This is a genomic window from Prosthecodimorpha hirschii, assembly GCF_001305515.1.
Classification (GTDB): Bacteria; Pseudomonadota; Alphaproteobacteria; order Rhizobiales; family Ancalomicrobiaceae; genus Prosthecodimorpha; species Prosthecodimorpha hirschii.
On record NZ_LJYW01000001.1, the window covers coordinates 3994144 to 4010825 of the forward strand.

Annotated in this window: 14 protein-coding genes and 1 tRNA gene; 9 read left to right on the forward strand and 6 right to left on the reverse strand. The window is 68.6% G+C overall.

Annotated features, from left to right (window positions below):
• Positions 1 to 138: 138 nt before the first annotated feature.
• Positions 139 to 936 carry an NAD(P)H-dependent oxidoreductase gene (locus ABB55_RS17550; protein WP_054359956.1) on the reverse strand — a complete coding sequence of 266 codons (798 nt, stop codon included), beginning with the start codon at positions 934 to 936 and terminating at the stop codon, positions 139 to 141.
• 96 nt (positions 937 to 1032) lie between these two features.
• On the opposite strand from ABB55_RS17550, the gene ABB55_RS17555 reads away from it, so the two are divergent.
• Positions 1033 to 1950 carry a LysR family transcriptional regulator gene (locus ABB55_RS17555; protein ID WP_054359957.1) on the forward strand — a complete coding sequence of 306 codons (918 nt, stop codon included), beginning with the start codon at positions 1033 to 1035 and terminating at the stop codon, positions 1948 to 1950.
• Between the two features lie 406 nt (positions 1951 to 2356).
• Here ABB55_RS17555 and ABB55_RS17560 read toward each other — a convergent pair.
• The 4 genes from ABB55_RS17560 to ABB55_RS17575 all read right to left on the reverse strand — a co-directional run bounded on the left by ABB55_RS17560 (position 2357) and on the right by ABB55_RS17575 (position 6702).
• Positions 2357 to 2433: transfer RNA gene (locus ABB55_RS17560), tRNA-Arg, on the reverse strand.
• Between the two features lie 354 nt (positions 2434 to 2787).
• Positions 2788 to 4251 carry a sensor histidine kinase gene (locus tag ABB55_RS17565; protein WP_054359958.1) on the reverse strand — a complete coding sequence of 488 codons (1464 nt, stop codon included), beginning with the start codon at positions 4249 to 4251 and terminating at the stop codon, positions 2788 to 2790.
• A 234-nt stretch (positions 4252 to 4485) separates the two neighbouring features.
• Positions 4486 to 5916, reverse strand: a complete 1431-nt coding sequence (locus tag ABB55_RS17570; RefSeq protein ID WP_054359959.1) for a dihydrolipoyl dehydrogenase family protein — start codon at positions 5914 to 5916, stop codon at positions 4486 to 4488.
• Positions 5917 to 5955: 39 nt separating this feature from the next.
• Positions 5956 to 6702, reverse strand: a complete 747-nt coding sequence (locus ABB55_RS17575) for a TVP38/TMEM64 family protein (RefSeq protein ID WP_054359960.1) — start codon at positions 6700 to 6702, stop codon at positions 5956 to 5958.
• Between the two features lie 344 nt (positions 6703 to 7046).
• Between ABB55_RS17575 and rpmH the strand changes: the two genes are divergently transcribed.
• The 7 genes from rpmH (at position 7047) to ABB55_RS17610 (ending at position 13601) form a co-directional block, all read left to right on the forward strand.
• The gene (gene rpmH / locus ABB55_RS17580; RefSeq protein WP_054359961.1) at positions 7047 to 7181 is read left to right on the forward strand and encodes a 50S ribosomal protein L34; all 135 of its coding nucleotides are present in this window, start codon (positions 7047 to 7049) and stop codon (positions 7179 to 7181) included.
• A gap of 36 nt (positions 7182 to 7217) precedes the next feature.
• Positions 7218 to 7715, forward strand: coding sequence for a ribonuclease P protein component (gene rnpA, locus ABB55_RS17585; RefSeq protein WP_083463708.1), 498 nt, complete (start codon positions 7218 to 7220; stop codon positions 7713 to 7715).
• Positions 7712 to 9529 carry a membrane protein insertase YidC gene (gene yidC, locus ABB55_RS17590; RefSeq protein ID WP_054359962.1) on the forward strand — a complete coding sequence of 606 codons (1818 nt, stop codon included), beginning with the start codon at positions 7712 to 7714 and terminating at the stop codon, positions 9527 to 9529. The genes rnpA and yidC overlap by 4 nt, the downstream gene beginning before the upstream one ends.
• Before the next feature lie 3 nt (positions 9530 to 9532).
• The gene (locus tag ABB55_RS17595) at positions 9533 to 10318 is read left to right on the forward strand and encodes a GTP-binding protein (RefSeq protein ID WP_244472066.1); all 786 of its coding nucleotides are present in this window, start codon (positions 9533 to 9535) and stop codon (positions 10316 to 10318) included.
• 110 nt (positions 10319 to 10428) lie between these two features.
• Positions 10429 to 11337 (forward strand): acetylglutamate kinase, encoded by a 909-nt coding sequence (argB, locus tag ABB55_RS17600; protein ID WP_054359963.1) that lies wholly within the window; start codon positions 10429 to 10431, stop codon positions 11335 to 11337.
• A gap of 131 nt (positions 11338 to 11468) precedes the next feature.
• Positions 11469 to 12215 carry a pyrimidine 5'-nucleotidase gene (locus ABB55_RS17605; protein WP_054359964.1) on the forward strand — a complete coding sequence of 249 codons (747 nt, stop codon included), beginning with the start codon at positions 11469 to 11471 and terminating at the stop codon, positions 12213 to 12215.
• A gap of 105 nt (positions 12216 to 12320) precedes the next feature.
• A complete protein-coding gene (locus tag ABB55_RS17610) occupies positions 12321 to 13601 on the forward strand; it encodes a glycosyltransferase family 87 protein (protein ID WP_054359965.1) in 1281 nt (426 codons plus the stop codon).
• A gap of 138 nt (positions 13602 to 13739) precedes the next feature.
• Here ABB55_RS17610 and ABB55_RS17615 read toward each other — a convergent pair whose 3' ends face one another.
• Entirely contained in the window at positions 13740 to 15326 is a 1587-nt protein-coding gene (locus ABB55_RS17615; protein ID WP_054359966.1) for a helicase HerA domain-containing protein, read from the reverse strand.
• Positions 15327 to 15716: 390 nt separating this feature from the next.
• Between ABB55_RS17615 and ABB55_RS17620 the strand changes: the two genes are divergently transcribed.
• On the forward strand, positions 15717 to 16403 hold the full coding sequence (locus ABB55_RS17620) for a Crp/Fnr family transcriptional regulator (RefSeq protein WP_054359967.1): 687 nt from the start codon (positions 15717 to 15719) through the stop codon (positions 16401 to 16403).
• Positions 16404 to 16682 lie beyond the last annotated feature (279 nt).

The following is a 16682-nucleotide window of genomic DNA, read 5'->3' on the forward strand; positions in this document are numbered from 1 at the left end:
AGCCCTCGTGAAACTTGCCGCTGTCAAAATCTGGATGCGGTTTATGAGTCGGTGACCTAGTCAGACTCCCCAACGAAGAATTGGGCCGCCAGCGCGCGTGACCGCACCAAGGAAACTGCGAACTCCGGCGCGCAGCGATCATTTCTTCGGCCCGCTCGCGCGCAGATGTAAACCGAAGCCGGATGCGCCCGGCGCTTCGAGGCCATCGCGCAATTCCATCGTCGGAATGTGGTAATCGCCCGCGTTCTGGCGTCGATAAGGAATGGGCGTCGCCGTCTCCAGCGTGCGCATCCGTTCGCGCAGGTGCTGCGCCGCCATCTCGAAGCGCGCCGCGTCATATCGGTCGGCGCCATAGGTGACGAAGGGCGGCAGCACGTCGTAGCCGGGATAGTAGAGAATACCGTGATTGATCGGGAACAGCAGATCGTCGATCGGTCCGTTGACGCCTCGGGGGCCATAATGCTGTTCCCATCCACCCGCCGTCACGATCAACATCGCACGCTTGCCGGCGAGCGCCCCCTCACCATAGCGGTCGCCCCAGCGGGTGTCGCTGTGTTCGCCGACGCCATAGGCGAAGCCATAGGCATAGACCCGATCAACCCAGCCCTTCAGGATCGCCGGCATTGCGAACCACCAGAGCGGAAATTGCAGGATCAGCGCATCGGCCCAGCGCAGCTTTTCGATCTCGGCCTTCACGTCGTCGGTCAACGTAGCCGTCGCGAAGGCGTTCTTCGAGGCTGCGACGGGCAGTAACCGCTGACCGGGACCGAGCGCCGGAAAGTCGGTCCGATCGACCTGTGCTTTCCAGCCCATTGCATAGAGGTCGGAGATGCGCAGATCATGGCCTGCGGCTTCGAGTTCGCCGATCGCGACATCTCGCAGCGATGCGGACAGGGATTGGGGTTCGGGGTGGGCGAAGACGAGAAGGACTTTCATGGCGAACCATCCAGTAGGAATTGACTTGGACCCGCAAGCTAGCCTCGTCTTCACTCTTCCGGTATATATCGGTAATGTATATGAGTATGCCGAATAATGGATCAATCTGACATAACGCTCGAGCGGATGCGAACCTTCGTCCGCGTCGCGGAACGCGGTAACCTTTCGGCGGTGGCGCGCGACTTGGGAACCGGCCAATCAACCGTGACCCGGCATCTGCGCGAACTGGAGGCGGCGGTGGGAGCCCCACTGCTCAACCGCACGACCCGCCGCGTCGCGATGACCGAGGAGGGCAGTCGCTATTACGCCCAATGCGTCCAGATTCTTCGTCTGGTAGAACAGGCGAGCGAGGAAATCCGCAACACGCGGGAGTCCCCCTCCGGCACGATCCGTCTGTCCTGCACCGCTGCGCTCGGCGTGCTGCACGTCACGCGGCTGATCTTCGCGTTCCAGGCGCACTATCCCGATATCCACATCGACTTTAACCTGACCGATGAACGGATCGATCTGGTGAAGGAGGGTGTAGACATTGCGCTGCGCCTCGGCCCGCTTGCCGATAGTTCGCTGAAGCTACATCACCTGGGCGACAGTACCCGGTTGCTGGTCGCTTCGCCCGCCTATCTCGCCGTGCGGGGAAGGCCCCAGAAGCCGGAAGAGCTGGCCGCCCACAATGTTATCCGCATGGTGAACGTCGCGGGCAGCGACACGCTTGTGATGACTGGCCCGGACGGCAAGACCCATTCCATCGCCGTAAATGGCGACCTACGCGTCGATCACGGTCTCGCCGCGCGCGAAGCCTTTCGTGCCGGGCGCGGCATCGGTTCGGCGCATCGCTGGCTGGTGGATGACCTGCTGGCGAGCGATGAACTGGAGCCGCTCTTGCCCGGTTATGAACTCGCCTCGACGCCGTTCAACATGTTGATCGTGCCGGAGCGTGCAAAAGTGGCGCGCGTGCGTCTTTTGATCGACTATCTCGTCGAACAGGCCACGCACCTGCCGGGGATGACGCGATAATACCAACGGCCCAGGATGCTGACGCATCGGGCCGTTGAAGGAACGCGAATTTCTCATTTGCGTCAGAGGCATGAGAAATTCGCGTATCGAATACCGACGATCATTCCATGACCGTCGGTATAACGCGGCCACCGGAATCCGCTGCCTGTGACGATTCGGCCGCCGGTGATCGAGCCGGCGGCAACTGCGGCTCAGACCGTGACTGCCTTGACCGGATCGGTCGCTGATTTAGCCTGCTGGTCGGCAGCCGACAAACCACCATCAGAGGGGAGCTTTCAAAGCGAACGGTGGAAGATGAGGGGGGCACGACAGAGTACAACACCTTCCGCCAAACGCCGCCGTTTCTCCGTACAGTTTAGGAGAGGGGGCTTCGGGAGCAAGGTTCAGGTGTACAATCGGAGAAATTTGGCGCGCCCGAAAGGATTCGAACCTCTGACCCCCAGATTCGTAGTCTGGTGCTCTATCCAGCTGAGCTACGGGCGCTTGCCGGAGCGGAGGCGCTTGGCCGCCGCGGTGGGGTGTACCTAATCGAGTTCGGACGGCGGCGCAAGGGGGGGTGATGAGGTTGCGTGACGGGCCTGTGAATATCGCGGGCCGGCGCGACGGCGGAGCGGAAAGCGGACCCCAGCCGCCCCGGGGCGGCGCGTCCGGCTGGCTCGGGCGGTGCTGCCGGACCCGCGCGCGCTGCTGCCGGTTGCCTCGGGCGTTGCTGTCGATTGCGCCGTCGACCGACCGTCCGTGTGACCCGTCCGGGCCGCTTCGGCGTCAGGCCGGCCTGGCGGTTCCCCGGGCGGGGGCGGGCGGGCGGTCGTGCTGCGCCAACCGCTGCCGGCCGGGTCAGCCGCGATTCGCCTTGCGGCCGGCGCTGCGCAGTTCGATGACGCGGTCGGGGATGCGGATGCGGAAATGGGCGCCGGGGCCGGTTTCGTCGAGTTCGATCGTGCCGCCATGGCCGCGGACCAATTCGGCGCAGATGGCGAGGCCGAGGCCGGTGCCGCCGCGCCGGACGCCGCCCTGGAAGGCGCGGAACAGGTTCTCGCGCGCCCGCGGCGGCACGCCGGGGCCGGTATCGGAGACCCGGATGGTGACCACGCTGCCCTGCCGCTCGGCCTCCACCCGGATGCGCCGGACCAGCGCGGCGTCGGCATCGCCGTCCAGCGCCTGCATGGCGTTGCGCATCAGGTTCATCAGCACGCGCAGCAGATGGTCGGGATCGGCGTCGATCTCCAGATCCTGCGGGATCGCGATCTCCAGGCGGATCGCGGCATGACCGGACAGGCCGAGCATCTCGGCGGTGTCGCCGACGAGCCGCTCCAGCGCGACCAGCCGGCGCTCCGGCGGCGCCTCGCGGGCCTTGCCATAGGCGAGCACCGACTGGCTGAAGCCGATCGCGCGGTCGAGCGCGGCGACCAGCTTCGGCGCCAGGCGCTGCACGGTCTGGTCCGGGACCGAGGCCAGGCGGTCCGTGATCAGCTGCGCGGAGGCCAGCATGTTGCGCAGGTCGTGGTTGATCTTCGAGACCGCCAGGCCGAGATCGGCCAGATGGCTCTTCTGCTTCAGCGTGCCGATCAGCTCGCGCTGCAGGCCGGCCAGATGCCGCTCGGCATCGCCGATCTCGTCGGTGCGCCGGCTCGGCGCGACGATCCGGCCCGGATCTTCCGGATCCTCGCTGAACAGCGCCATGGCGCGGGTCAGGCGCTGCATCGGGCGCAGGAACAGCCAGCGCAGGGTGACGTAGACCAGCGAGGCGGTGATGATCGAGATGACCAGCGACAGCCCGAGGATGTTGATCGAGAAGCGCAGCATGGCGTTGCGCAGCGGCGTTTCCGGATGCACCAGCTCGATGATCCGGTCGGATCCGGCCGGTGCGCCGAGCACGCGCATGACCCGGCCCTCGCCGAAGATCAGCGTGTCGAAGGCATCGTAGATCGCCGTCGTCGGGCCGTAGTCGGACAGATCGTAGTGGCGCGCCACCTCCGGCGGCATCTGGGCCATGGCGACCAGACGGCGCGCGTTGCCCTCGCGCACCGCGATGATCATGGCGCCCGTCGCGGCCAGCAGGCGATCCTGCACGCTGCGCGGCACGTCGGCGACCTCGCCGAGCGCGATCGCCGCGATATTGGCGGCGCCGACCCGGTCGCGCAGCCAGGTGTTGCGGAAATTGGCGATGGAGGGGACGTAGACCAGGATTTCGGCCAGCATCACGAAGACGACCGTCAGGCCCAGCAGCTTTGCCGAGAGCCCGAAGGCGAGCCGCCTTCCATCCGCCTCGGGCGACGCCTCGCGGCTGCCCTCGTCCATGTCCGTCTCCCGTCTCGTGGCCGGCCGGGATGCGTCCCGACCGGTCGTCCTGGCGGAGGCGCCGTGCTGCGGCTCTGCCGGTTGGCCGTCATTCCGGATGGCGCATGCCGCCCGGGCGGCCGGCATGCGTCCGCCGCGGCCGGACCGTCCGATCCTGCCGGTGTCGCGTCGATGCGGGGCGAAGCCGGCGAAATTCAGGTCGACCGAGCCGCAGGCCGGCCGCCTTTGTGCGATTCAGCCAAAGCGCCGCAGAAGGGAAATGATGCGGCGCAGCCACGGCGAGGTCAAACCCGGGCGATAGTAGCCGATCGCCGCACGCCGGCCGATCTCGCCGAGGATCGGGTAGGGCGGCACGGCGCGCGCGAAGGCGCCGATGCCGAGCCGGTTGGCGACCGCGAGCGACCAGGCGTTGATGATCTCGCCGGCCTCCGGCGCCGCCACCCCGGCGCCGAGAATGCGGCCCCGCTTCGTCGTGATCACCTTGATCATGCCCTCGCCGGCCCGGTCGGTCCGCGCCCTGTCGGATGCCGAAAGCGGCTCGACGAGGATGCGGAGGCCGTCGCCGTGCCGGGCGCGCGCCTCGGCCTCGGTGAGGCCGACCTGGCCGATCTCCGGGTCCGTATAGGTGACGCGCGGCAGGATGGCGCGATCCTCGGCGACCGGCAGGCGGAACAGGATCGCGCGCAGCACGAGGCCGGCATGGTAGCCGGCGACATGGGTGAAGCGCAGCGGGCCGAGGCCGGCCACGTCGGCGACATCGCCGATCGCGTGGACGCGGCGGTTGCTGGTGCGCAAGCCGCGGTCGACCCGGATTCCCGACGGCCCTTCGTCGATGCCGGCGGCGGCGAGGTCGAGCCCGGCGGTGTTCGGCCGGCGGCCGGCCGCGACGAGGACATGGCTGGCGCCGATCCGCCCGCCGCCCTGGAGGCCGAGCACGATGCCCTCCGCCTCGACGGCGACCTCGGCGACCGCCGTCGCCTCGCGCAGGTCGACGCCCTCCTGGCGCAGCCGGTCGAGCGCGAAGCGGGCGAGGTCGGCATCCTCCCGGGCCAGCGCCCGGCCGGCCTCGATCACCGTGACGGCCGAGCCGAGCCGACGGTGCGCCTGCGCCATTTCGAGCCCGATCGGTCCGCCGCCGATCACCGCGAGGCGGGCCGGCAGGGCGCGCAGGTCGAACAGGCTCTCGTTGGTGAGATAGGGGATCGTGTCGAGCCCGGGAATCGCCGGCACGGCGGGGCTCGAGCCGGTGGCGATCACGAAGCGGCGCGCCCGGATGCGGCAGTCGCCGGCGATCACCGTCGCGGCGTCCTCGAAGCGGGCGGTCTCGCGCAGCACCGTCACGCCGAGCCCCTCGAAGCGCTCCTGCGAATCGTGCGGCGCGATCGCCGCGATCGTCTCGCGGACATGGTCCTGCACGGCGGCGAAATCGATGCGCGGCTCGCCGGCGTCGATCCCGAAGCGCCGGGCGGCCCGGATGGCCTCGGCATGCCGGCCGGCCGCGATCAGGGCCTTGGACGGCACGCAGCCGGTGTTGAGGCAGTCGCCGCCCATGCGGTGCCGTTCGATCAGCACCACGGGCACGCCGAAGGCGGCCGCGCCGGCGGCGACCGACAGGCCGCCGGAGCCGGCCCCGATCACGCAGATGTCGGGGGTCAAGAGTCTCATCGGGGGTGCAGTCTCATCAGGGTTGCCGGCACGGGCAGGTCACGGCCGCCGGCGCCGGACCACGCGGATCAGCACCGGCAGCAGGGCGATCAGCCCGAGCGCGGTCAGTCCGATCAGGAGTTCGGGGCCGAGCAGGCTCTTGAGACGCAGACGGCACGTTCCCTCCAGCACGCAGGCCGGTTCGGCGGCGATGATCCGGTCGAGGCCGGCCCCGATCACCGCAAACGCGATGGTGCCGGGCAGGATGCCCAGAAACGTCGCCAGCGCATAGGGGGCGAGGCGCATGCCGAGGATGGCCGGGGCCAGATTGACCAGCCAGAACGGGAACACCGGCACGAGCCGCAGGAACAGGAGATAGTTGAAGGCGTCCTTCCGGAACCCTTCGGCGAAGCGCGACAGAAACGGTCCGGCCCGGGCCGCCAGGGTCTCGGCCAGCGCGGTGCGCGCCGCCAGGAAGATCAGCACCGCCCCGGCGGTGGCCGAAACCAGCGCCAGGGCGCCGCCGACCAGCCAGCCGAACAGAAAGCCGCCGGCGAGCGTCATCAGAATGCCGCCGGGAATCGACAGCGCGACGACGCCGACATAGAGGACGACATAGAGGACGATCGACCAGGCCATATGGGCCTGGACCTGCGCCGCCAGGTCGGCCCGGCTCTGGACCAGGGCCGAGAAGGAGAGCGAGCGCGGCAGCCCGAAGGCCCAGCCGGCCGCCATCAGGGCCAGGATCGCGGCAAGCGGCGCGATTCTGAGCCAGGCGGATCGGCGGGGGGCGGCGTCGGATGCCAAGGGGAACTCCGGTCGGAACGGCGCGCCGACTGTATCGGAGACGGGGCGGCCCGGAAGCCCGCTTCGCGCGGCTGTGACGAGAACTGAACGACCGTGTTCGGTGTCCCGGACGACCGGCCCCCCGCGTCTGGCGCCCGACCCTGCGTCTCGCGGCCGGCTCGCGTTGACTTCGCCGGACGCTCCCCCTATAAGCCCCCGACCGGGACGGCTGCCCGTGGGGACGCGAGACGCGGCTCCGCGGAACCGCTCGCGTGCGAGCGGATGGCTCTCCCCTGGAGGCCGCCCTCCCATCCGGACATTGAAGCCCTTGCCAGAGGAGTCGCCTGACCGGCGGCCGAGACCCGATGAAGCGGACCTATCAGCCCTCCAAGCTCGTGCGCAAGCGCCGTCACGGCTTCCGCGCGCGCATGGCCACCGTTGGCGGCCGTCTCGTAATCGCACGCCGCCGCGCCCGCGGCCGCAAGCGCCTGTCGGCCTGATCCGGTCGCGGCCCGACGGCCGCGCCGGGCCCTGACATGGACCGTTTGAAGAAACGCGCCGAGTTCCTGGCCGTCGCCAAAGGCGCGCGGTCGGCTCGGCGCGCGTTCGTTCTTCAGGCGCTGCTGCCGGGCCTGCCCGATGTCGGCGCCGTCTCGGGGGCTGGGGAGGCCGCACCGCCTGCCGACGTACCGGCACCGCGGATCGGCTATACGGTCACCAAGAAGGTCGGCAACGCGGTCGAGCGCAACCGGATCCGCCGGCGTCTGCGCGAGGCCGTGCGGCTCGAAGCGTCCGCCCATGCGCGGAGCGGGGTCGATTACGTCCTGGTCGGTCGGCGCGAGGCCCTCGCCCTGCCGTTCGACCAGTTGCTGTCCGATCTCGAAAGTGCCTTCCGGCAGGTCCATCGCGGACCGCGTCCGGATCGTCGGCCCGGTCCCGTGCCTGATGCACCGGGGTCTGCCGCCGCGGCTCCGGTCACTCTGCCTCCGGCCGCTCCGTCCCCGCATAGCATCGCACCCGGTGGGACCCGATGATCGACAACCGAAATTACATCATCGCCATTGGTCTCTCGATCCTGATCGTGATCGGGTGGCAGTATTTCGTCATGGGTCCGCGCATGGAGGCCGAGCGGCTGCGCCGCGTCGCCGAGCAGTCGCAGATCCAGACCACCCAGCCCGGCACGCCGGCCACGCCCGGGACGCCCGCCACGCCGGCGGCGCCCGGCGGCACCGTCGCACCGGCGACCACCGCCGCCCAGGTGGTGATGAGCCGCGCGGACGCGCTCGCCAAGGACCCGCGCGTCGCCATCGACACGCCCGCGCTGTCCGGCTCGATCAACCTGAAGGGCGCGCGCATCGACGACATCGTGCTCAAGGGCTACCGCGAGTCGGTCGATCCGAAGAGCCCGCAGATCGTCCTGTTGGCGCCCGACGCCACGCAGGCGCCCTATTTCGCCGAATTCGGCTGGCTGAACGAGACCGGCGGCAGCGTCAAGGTGCCGGGTCCGGATGCGGTCTGGCGCCAGGACGGCACCGGCACGCTGTCGGCCACCACCCCGATCACGCTGGTCTGGGACAATGGCGACGGCCTCGTCTTCCGCCGCACGATCGCGGTCGACGCCAAATATATGTTCACCGTGACCGAAGAGGTGACGGCGACCGGCGACAAGACGGCGCGGCTGCTGCCCTATTCGGCTATGCGCCGGTTCGGCACGCCGACCACGGCCGGGTTCTACATCCTGCATGAAGGCCCGATCGGCGTGTTCGGCGACGAGGGTCTCAAGGAACCGTCCTACAAGGACCTCGCCGACAAGAAGAAGATCGAGCAGGCCAAGGTCACCGGCGGCTGGATGGGCTTCGTCGACAAATACTGGGCCACGGCGATCATTCCGGACAAGGATCGGCAGATGCAGCCGATCTTCGCCTCGCAGAAGCTCGGCGCGGTCGACACCTACCAGACCTTCATGGTGGGTGACGCGGTCGAGGTCGGGGCTGGGAAGCCTGCGGCATCGTCCTCCCGTGTCTTCGTTGGTGCCAAGGAAGTCGCGACGGTCGACGGCTATGCCGACCAGTTCAAGATCGAGAAATTCGACCGTCTGATCGACTGGGGCTGGTTCTACTTCCTGACCAAGCCGCTCTTCCACGTCATCGACTTCCTGTACAAGTTCCTGGGCAATTTCGGCCTCGCCATCCTGGTCGTCACCGTCATCCTGAAGGGCATATTCTTCCCGCTTGCCAACAAGTCCTATGACTCGATGAGCAAGATGAAGAAGGTGCAGCCCGAGATGAAGGAGCTGCAGGAGCGCTTCAAAGACGACAAGATGAAGCAGCAGCAGGCCCTGATGGAGCTGTACCGGCGCGAGAAGATCAATCCGCTGTCGGGCTGCCTGCCGATCCTGTTGCAGATTCCGGTCTTCTTCGCGCTCTACAAGGTTCTGTTCGTCACCATCGAGATGCGGCAGGCGCCGTTCTACGGCTGGATCAAGGACCTGGCCGCACCCGATCCGACCTCGCTGTTCAATCTGTTCGGCCTGATCCCGTGGGATCCGCCGCATGCGCTGATGATCGGCGTCTGGCCGCTGATCATGGGCGTGACCATGTTCGTGCAGATGAAGCTCAATCCGGCGCCGCCGGATCCGACCCAGAAGATGATCTTCGACTGGATGCCGCTGATCTTCACCTACATGCTGGCCTCGTTCCCGGCCGGTCTGGTGATCTACTGGGCGTGGAACAACACGCTGTCGGTGGCGCAGCAGTCGATCATCATGAAGAAGAACGGCGTGAAGATCGAACTCTGGGACAACGTCCGCGGCATGTTCAACCGCTCCAAGTCGGCGACGCCGAGCTAGCGGATGATGATGGGCGAGGACCCGACAGGCTTCGACGACCCGGCCGGCGCCGCGCCTGCGGCGACGGCCGAAGCCGTGCAGGCGGCCGAAGCCGCGCAGGCCGAGCAGGTGCGCATCCTGTTCGCCCGTCCCTGGGCGTTCGACCGCAGCTGCGCCGATCTCGCGCAGCTGCCGGCCCCCGATGCCGCCGAAGTCGCCTTCGCGGGCCGCTCCAATGTCGGCAAGTCGAGCCTGATCAATGCCATCCTCGGCCAGGAGGGGCTTGCCCGTACCTCCAACACGCCCGGCCGGACCCAGCAGCTCAACGTCTTCGTACCGGCCAAGCCCGACGAGCGCAGCCTGAAGACCTCGCGGCTGTCGAGCGGCGCGCCCAAGCGTCCGGTCGAGGATGCCGGCCTGCGCATCGTCGACATGCCCGGCTACGGCTTCGCCCAGGCGCCCAAGGCCGATGTCGAGGCCTGGACCGCGCTGGTCTTCGACTACCTGCGCGGACGCCCGAACCTGCGCCGCGTCTATGTGCTGATCGACAGCCGCCACGGCCTGAAGCCGATCGACATCGAGGCCCTCAAGATCCTCGACAAGGCCGCGGTCTCCTACCAGATCGTGCTGACCAAGCTCGACAAGATCGCCAAGGAAGCCGACGGCGCCCCCGTCCGCCGGGCCATGGAGGCGATCGGCGAGGCGATCCGCAAGCGCCCGGCCGCCCATCCGATCGTGCTCGGCACCTCGTCCGAGCAGGGCTGGGGCATCGAGACGCTGCGCGCCGAAATCGCCGCACTCGCCGGCTGAGCGGGTCGCCTGAGGCAGGCCGGCTCCGCGGCGCCGCATGGTTGCCCATGACGGTTCGATCCCTTAAGAGACCGGCGTCCCGTCCTGCCGCCGCGCCCCCGGAGCTGCCGATGACCGCCGAAACGCCCGTGAAATCCGAAGCCGAACTGGTGGCCGAGGCCGAGATCCTGTCCAAGGCACTGCCCTACATGCTGCGCTACGACGACAAGACCGTCGTGGTGAAATATGGCGGCCACGCCATGGGCGATCCGGCGCTGGGCCGTGCCTTCGCGGAGGACATCACGCTTCTGAAGCTCGCCGGGGTGAACCCGGTCGTGGTCCATGGCGGTGGTCCGCAGATCAACGCCATGCTGGACCGGCTCGGCATCAAGTCGGAATTCGCCGGCGGCATGCGGGTGACCGACAAGGCGACCGTCGAGGTCGTCGAGATGGTCCTGGCCGGCTCGATCAACAAGGACATCGTCCAGACCATCGGCGAGGCCGGCGGCCGCGCGATCGGGTTGACCGGCAAGGACGGCAACATGGTCACGGCGACCAAGATCCGCCGGACCGTGATCGACCCGGCGACCAAGGTCGAGACCGAGGTCGACATGGGCTTCGTCGGCGATCCGCAGATCGTCCGCACCGAAGTGCTCGACGTGATGAAGAAGTCCGAGATCATCCCGGTGCTGGCGCCGATCTGCCCGGGCGAGAACGGCGAGACCTACAACGTCAACGCCGACACCTTCGCGGGCGCGATCGCCGGCGCGCTCGGTGCGGCCCGTCTCCTGTTCCTGACCGACGTGCCGGGCGTGCTCGACAAGGACAAGCGCCTGATCAAGGAGCTGACCCGCGCCGAGGCGCAGCGGCTGATCGAGGACGGCACCATCTCGGGCGGCATGATCCCGAAGGTCGAGACCTGTCTGGAAGCGCTCGATCGCGGCGTCGAGGCGGTGGTCATCCTGAACGGCAAGGTGGCGCATGCCGTGCTGCTCGAGCTCTTCACCGAGCACGGCGCCGGCACCCTGATCACGCGCTAGTTCGCGGGGCGCGATCGGAAACTCTTGCGTCCGCGGCGCATCCGACCGACATATAGTCGTCCGTCCCTCGCCCCTCCTGGGCGGGGGCCTTGTCCTCCCGCTTTCGGGAGGCCGGTTCGATCGGACGTATCATGCTTGCAAGTGACTTCCATCCGGGAACCGAGACGGCACCGGCCGATCCGGCCACGCGTTTCGGCCATGTCGAGACCTGGATCTTCGATCTCGACAACACGCTCTATCCGGCCCACACGAACCTGTTCGCCCAGGTCGATGTCCGCATCCGGGATTTCGTGCAGCGTCTTCTGAAGACCAGCCACGACGATGCGCAGCGCCTGCAGCGCGACTATTACCGCACCTATGGTACGACGCTGCGCGGCCTGATGATCGAGCACGGCATCTCGCCGGACGAATTCCTGGAATATGTCCACGACATCGATCATTCCGCCGTCGCGCCCGACCCCGTGCTTGGCGCGGCGATCGAGCGGCTGCCGGGCCGCAAGTTCATCATGACCAACGGCACCCGCCGGCATGCCGAGAAGACGGCCATCGCGCTCGGCATCCAGCATCATTTCGAGGACATCTTCGACATCGTCGCCGCCGGCCTGCTGCCGAAGCCGCACCGCGAGACCTACGACATCTTCCTGGGGCAGCACGGCATCGAGCCCGCGCGCGCGGCGATGTTCGAGGATCTGGCCCGCAATCTCGCCGTGCCGCATGCGCTCGGCATGCGCACCGTCCTGGTCGTTCCGCAAGGCACCCGCGAGGTCTTCCGCGAAGCCTGGGAGATGGAAGGCCGCGACGAGCCGCATGTCGAGTATGTCACCGACGATCTCGCCCATTTCGTCGCCCGTCTGGCCGACGCCCGCGCGGCAGGGTGACGGCGACAGGCGCAAGATGGCGTCCAGCGGCGTGCGCCCGGCCGGCAGCCGAATGTTAAAGCCTTTGCGGTAGGCTGCCTCCGGGATGGACGGGAGCGGTTGCCGATGACGGGCGCAGCGGAGAAGCAGTCGACGATGCCGGGGCACGGGGCCGAGGACCGGTCCGTGGCGCTGTGCGCCAAGTACCGCACCGGCCTGGTCATCCTGTTCTTCCTGCTTCTGATTCCCCGCTACGGCGTGGTCGGCGCGATCGCCCCCGGCGTGAAGATCGAGGAACTGGTCGACTTCCACGCCTTCTACATGGTCTCGCAGATGGTCCTGCGCGGCGAGGCGGCGGCGAGCTATGTGTTCCAGGTCCTGTTCGCGGAGCCGGCCTATGCCGAGACGGGCACCTTCATGCCCTGGACCTATCCGCCACCGGCCCTGCTCCTGGTCGCGCCGTTTTCGCTGCTGCCGACCAAGATCGCCTATCTGATCTTCGTCACCGTCAGCCTCGGCCTGTTCCTGTTCGTCATCCATCGCATCGCGGGAAGGGCGAGCGGCTTGGTGCTCGTCGCCATGATGCCGGCCGTACTGTCCTGCCTCAGCTGCGGCCAGACCGGGTTCCTCGCCGCCTCCCTGCTCGGCCTCGCCGCACTCGGGCTGATCGAGGGGCGGAGCCGGGCGGGCGCGGCGCTCGGACTGATGGTGATCAAGCCGCATCTGGCGATCACCTTCGGCCTTGCCGCCCTGACGATGGGCCGGCTTCGATTTCTGGCCGTCGCCTTCGCGGTGGCGCTGGCGGCTTGTGCCGCCGCGACCTTGGCGTTCGGCTGGCCGATCTGGACGGCCTTTCTCGGCGCCGTCGCCGACGCCAAGGAGTTCCTGCTGCTCGGCTATTATCCGCTCGTCCGGATGGTCTCGACCTACGCCTTCCTGAAAACCGCCGGGGTGCCGGCCGAATGGGCTCTGGCAGCCCAGACGGTCGTGGCGATCGGTATCGCGGGGGCGATCCTCATGGCGGTCCGGCTCGGCTACACCCCGCGCCAGGTGATCGGCTTCGCCCTGATGGCCGGCGTCACCGTCAGCCCCTATGCCTATGACTACGACATGCCGGTCTATGCGGTCGGGTTGGCGCTGCTGATCGGCGATCTGCTGCGCTGGGGCCATCGGGCCGAACAGGCCGCGATCTTCGCCCTCGGCTTCTTCGCCTCGACCTACGGCTATGGACTGACCCTGCTGTGGGGGGCGCTGCACCGGTCGATGGACGGGCCCGGCGCCATGCCGAACGCGCCGGCGGCGCTGGCTGTCCTCGCCGCGCTGGCGATCGTCGTCCGGATCATGCTGCGCGCCCGTGCCGGCCGTTCCGCCGAGACGTCCGCGGTTCCGGTCGCATTGGCGGCCTGACGGGCCGCGGATGGGGCATAGCAACGGCCCAGGATGCTGACGCATCGGGCCGTTGAAGTAACGCGAATTTCTCATTTGCGTCAGAGGCATGCGAAATTCGCGTATCGAATACCGACGATCATTCCATGACCGTCGGTATCATTCTCCGAGGCGCCGCCGTTCCGAACGCCGGCGCGGAACCGGCTCGACGCCCTTCGGGTGACCGGGCGCCGTCCGCCAGCCGACGCCGGCGACGATCACGGAGCGATAGCCGCGGAAATCGACCTCCGATCGGATGACGCCCCGCTCGCCCATGAAGGTCAGAAGCCAGCGGCCGCGCGACGGCGAATGGCTGCCATAGGCGCGTGCCAGGTCTTCGTCGGACGGGCAGGGCGCCCGCTCGCGCGCCGCCCGGGCGACGATCAGGAAGACGCTCTGCATCTCCTCGGGCAGGGCCTCGGCGATCTCGATCACCGGCGCCCAGTCGGGATCGGCAGCATCCGCGATGCCGGCGCGGGCGAGATTGAGCCGGCGGCGGAACGCCGACAGATCCTGGCCGTGATCGGCCAGCCGGTGCACCCGGCAATGCAGCAGGAAATCCTGATAGACCAGCGGCAGCGGCCGGAACGGCGTCTCCGGATCGGCCAGGACTTCGGCGTAGATCGCCTCGAGTTCCGCCGCCCGCTCTTCGGGGCTGCGCGGATCGGGTTCCGGTTCGACGGCCGGCGCTGCGAAAAACTCCGGGCGGGACCCGAAGGCTTCGATCTCCGACCGGCGCTCGGCCGTCGCCAGGGCATCGATGCGCCGGCCGAACGGACCGGCGATCGCCGTCTGCGGGATCTCGACGGGACGCGGCGCGGCCCGGACGCGCGGCGGCGGGGGCGGCGGGATTTCGGCGCCCGGCTCGAAGATCAGGTCCTGCAGGGCGTCGGGTGCGATCTCCGGCATGGCCAGCAGGGACGGCCGGCCGGAGCGCGCCCGGGTCTCGACCGTGCCGATGCGGACTTCGATCGGCCGGCGCGACACGGCCGGGCCGAGGGCGATGAAGCGGCCGGATTCGAGGTCGCGGAAGGCCTCGGCCTGGCGCCGCTCCATGCCGAGCAGGTCGGCCGCGCGCGCCATGTCGATATCGAGGAAGGTCCGGCCCATCAGGAAGTTGGAGGCCTCGGCGGCGACGTTCTTGGCGAGCTTCGCCAGCCGCTGCGTGGCGATGATGCCGGCCAGCCCGCGCTTGCGGCCGCGGCACATCAGGTTGGTCATGGCGCCGAGCGAGATCTTGCGCGCCTCGTCGGCCACGTCGCCAGCGGCGGCGGGCGCGAACAGTTGCGCCTCGTCGACGGCGATCAGCATCGGAAACCAGTAGTCCCGGTCGGCATCGAACAGCCCGTTCAGGAAGGCCGCGGCGCAGCGCATCTGCTCTTCGGCGTCGAGCCCTTCCAGGTTCAGCACCACCGAGGCGCGGTGCTGCCGGATGCGGGTGGCGATGCGGGTCAGTTCGCCCGGACTGCGGTCGGCCTCGACCACGACATGGCCGTAGCGGTCGGCGAGGGAGACGAAATCGCCCTCCGGATCGATGATCGCCTGCTGCACGGCACCGGCGCTCTGTTCGAGCAGGCGTCGCAGCAGATGCGATTTTCCCGACCCGGAATTGCCCTGCACCAGGAGCCGGGTCGACAGGAGCTCCTCGAGATCCATGGCGAGCGGCTCGCCGGTCCGGGTCAGCCCTAGTTCGATTCCGACCTTCATTCCGCCTCGCCTCGATACTGTCCGATCGCCGGCTCCATCCGGCCGCCCTCTCCGAGTCTTGCAGAAAGACCCTAGCATGCGGCGGCCGGGGCCAGACCCTGAGCGGGCGTCATCCACAGGAGATCCGGGCCGGCGCGAAGGATTTGGCGCCCCTGTCCGGCGGCACGGCAGGCCGACATGCCGTAGCGTTGTGCCGCAAGAATACCTAGGCGCGGTCCGCCATGATCTGCATCAACGCCAACGGCCGCCCGATGAACAAATATGCGTCACACGCGGCGAGGAGGCCGCGTCCAGAAGCAACGACGCTGTCGTGCCGCCGCGCCCTGTCAAGGGGCGTGCCGCGGACCCGAAGGACGGCCCGCCGAGACGGGCCGAAGGGGGGACAGGTCGATGGCTTACGCCGCTCACGATGACAAGCAGTTCGTCTGCACGATGCCGGTCTTCCGCGGGGTCGCACCGGACCTGCTGGCGCGGGTCTGGGACCGGCGGCTTCCGGCGGTGTTCGAGCCCGGCACGGTGCTGTTCCAGCAGGGTGACCCGGCGGCGCATCTCTACATCATGCTCGAAGGCACCGTGAAGGTCGTCCGCTCGCAGGAGGACGGCAGCGAGGCGCTGATCAGCATCCTCGGCCGCGGCGATACCATCGCCGAATGCGCCTATTGTGCGCACGAGACCTACACCTTCTCGGCCGAGGCGGTGACCCGCGCCCGCCTGCTTCCGGTCGGCGTCGACACCATCGCCGATTGCGTCGCGCGCGATCCGGGCTTTGCGCTCGTGCTGTTGCGGCTGCAGCAACGCAATCTCGAACTGCTGGTCGATCAGGTCGAGCAGATGAAGCTGAAGACGGCGGCCCAGCGCGTCGCCCTGTTCATTCTGCGCCAGCGCCGCGGCCAGACCGGAACGGCCGCGGTCGAACTGCCCTACGAGAAGGCGCTGATCGCGCAGCTGCTCGGCATGAATCCGGAGAGCTTCTCGCGCGCGCTCGCCAAACTGCGCGAACTCGGCGTCGCGGTCGAGGGCCGCAGCATCCGCATCGGCTCCGTTGCCCGCCTGCAGGCCTTCGCCCGCAGCGAATGACGCCGGGATCGAGCCGGTGCCCCGGCCCTTCTGCAGGGCGGCGCCGGCGCGCGGCCCGTCGGCGCGATCCCGCGGATCGCGGAATCCGGCGGGTCTCGCGATCCCGCGGATCGCCCGGTCCGGCGGATCAAGCGATGCCGGAGACCAGCGCCAGGCCGATCCGCTGCTGGTCGTTCCAGTCCCGGCTGAGCCGGTCCAAGCCCTCATAGAGACCGCGCCAGGTGCGGCAGGCGAAGGCGGGCGGCACGAAGCCCCCGGTCAGCTGGCCGAGCGCGGCGA

Excerpts from the sequence above, each read along its gene's own strand:
- ABB55_RS17570 (WP_054359959.1), bottom strand. The coding sequence starts at position 5,916 with ATGAGACTCTTGACCCCCGACATCTGCGTGATCGGGGCCGGCTCCGGC.
- argB (WP_054359963.1), top strand. The coding sequence starts at position 10,429 with ATGACCGCCGAAACGCCCGTGAAATCCGAAGCCGAACTGGTGGCCGAG.
- yidC (WP_054359962.1), top strand. The coding sequence starts at position 7,712 with ATGATCGACAACCGAAATTACATCATCGCCATTGGTCTCTCGATCCTG.
- rpmH (WP_054359961.1), top strand. The coding sequence starts at position 7,047 with ATGAAGCGGACCTATCAGCCCTCCAAGCTCGTGCGCAAGCGCCGTCAC.
- ABB55_RS17620 (WP_054359967.1), top strand. The coding sequence starts at position 15,717 with ATGGCTTACGCCGCTCACGATGACAAGCAGTTCGTCTGCACGATGCCG.
- ABB55_RS17550 (WP_054359956.1), bottom strand. The coding sequence starts at position 936 with ATGAAAGTCCTTCTCGTCTTCGCCCACCCCGAACCCCAATCCCTGTCC.
- ABB55_RS17610 (WP_054359965.1), top strand. The coding sequence starts at position 12,321 with ATGACGGGCGCAGCGGAGAAGCAGTCGACGATGCCGGGGCACGGGGCC.
- ABB55_RS17615 (WP_054359966.1), bottom strand. The coding sequence starts at position 15,326 with ATGAAGGTCGGAATCGAACTAGGGCTGACCCGGACCGGCGAGCCGCTC.
- ABB55_RS17555 (WP_054359957.1), top strand. The coding sequence starts at position 1,033 with ATGGATCAATCTGACATAACGCTCGAGCGGATGCGAACCTTCGTCCGC.
- ABB55_RS17565 (WP_054359958.1), bottom strand. The coding sequence starts at position 4,251 with ATGGACGAGGGCAGCCGCGAGGCGTCGCCCGAGGCGGATGGAAGGCGG.
- ABB55_RS17605 (WP_054359964.1), top strand. The coding sequence starts at position 11,469 with ATGCTTGCAAGTGACTTCCATCCGGGAACCGAGACGGCACCGGCCGAT.
- ABB55_RS17595 (WP_244472066.1), top strand. The coding sequence starts at position 9,533 with ATGATGATGGGCGAGGACCCGACAGGCTTCGACGACCCGGCCGGCGCC.
- rnpA (WP_083463708.1), top strand. The coding sequence starts at position 7,218 with ATGGACCGTTTGAAGAAACGCGCCGAGTTCCTGGCCGTCGCCAAAGGC.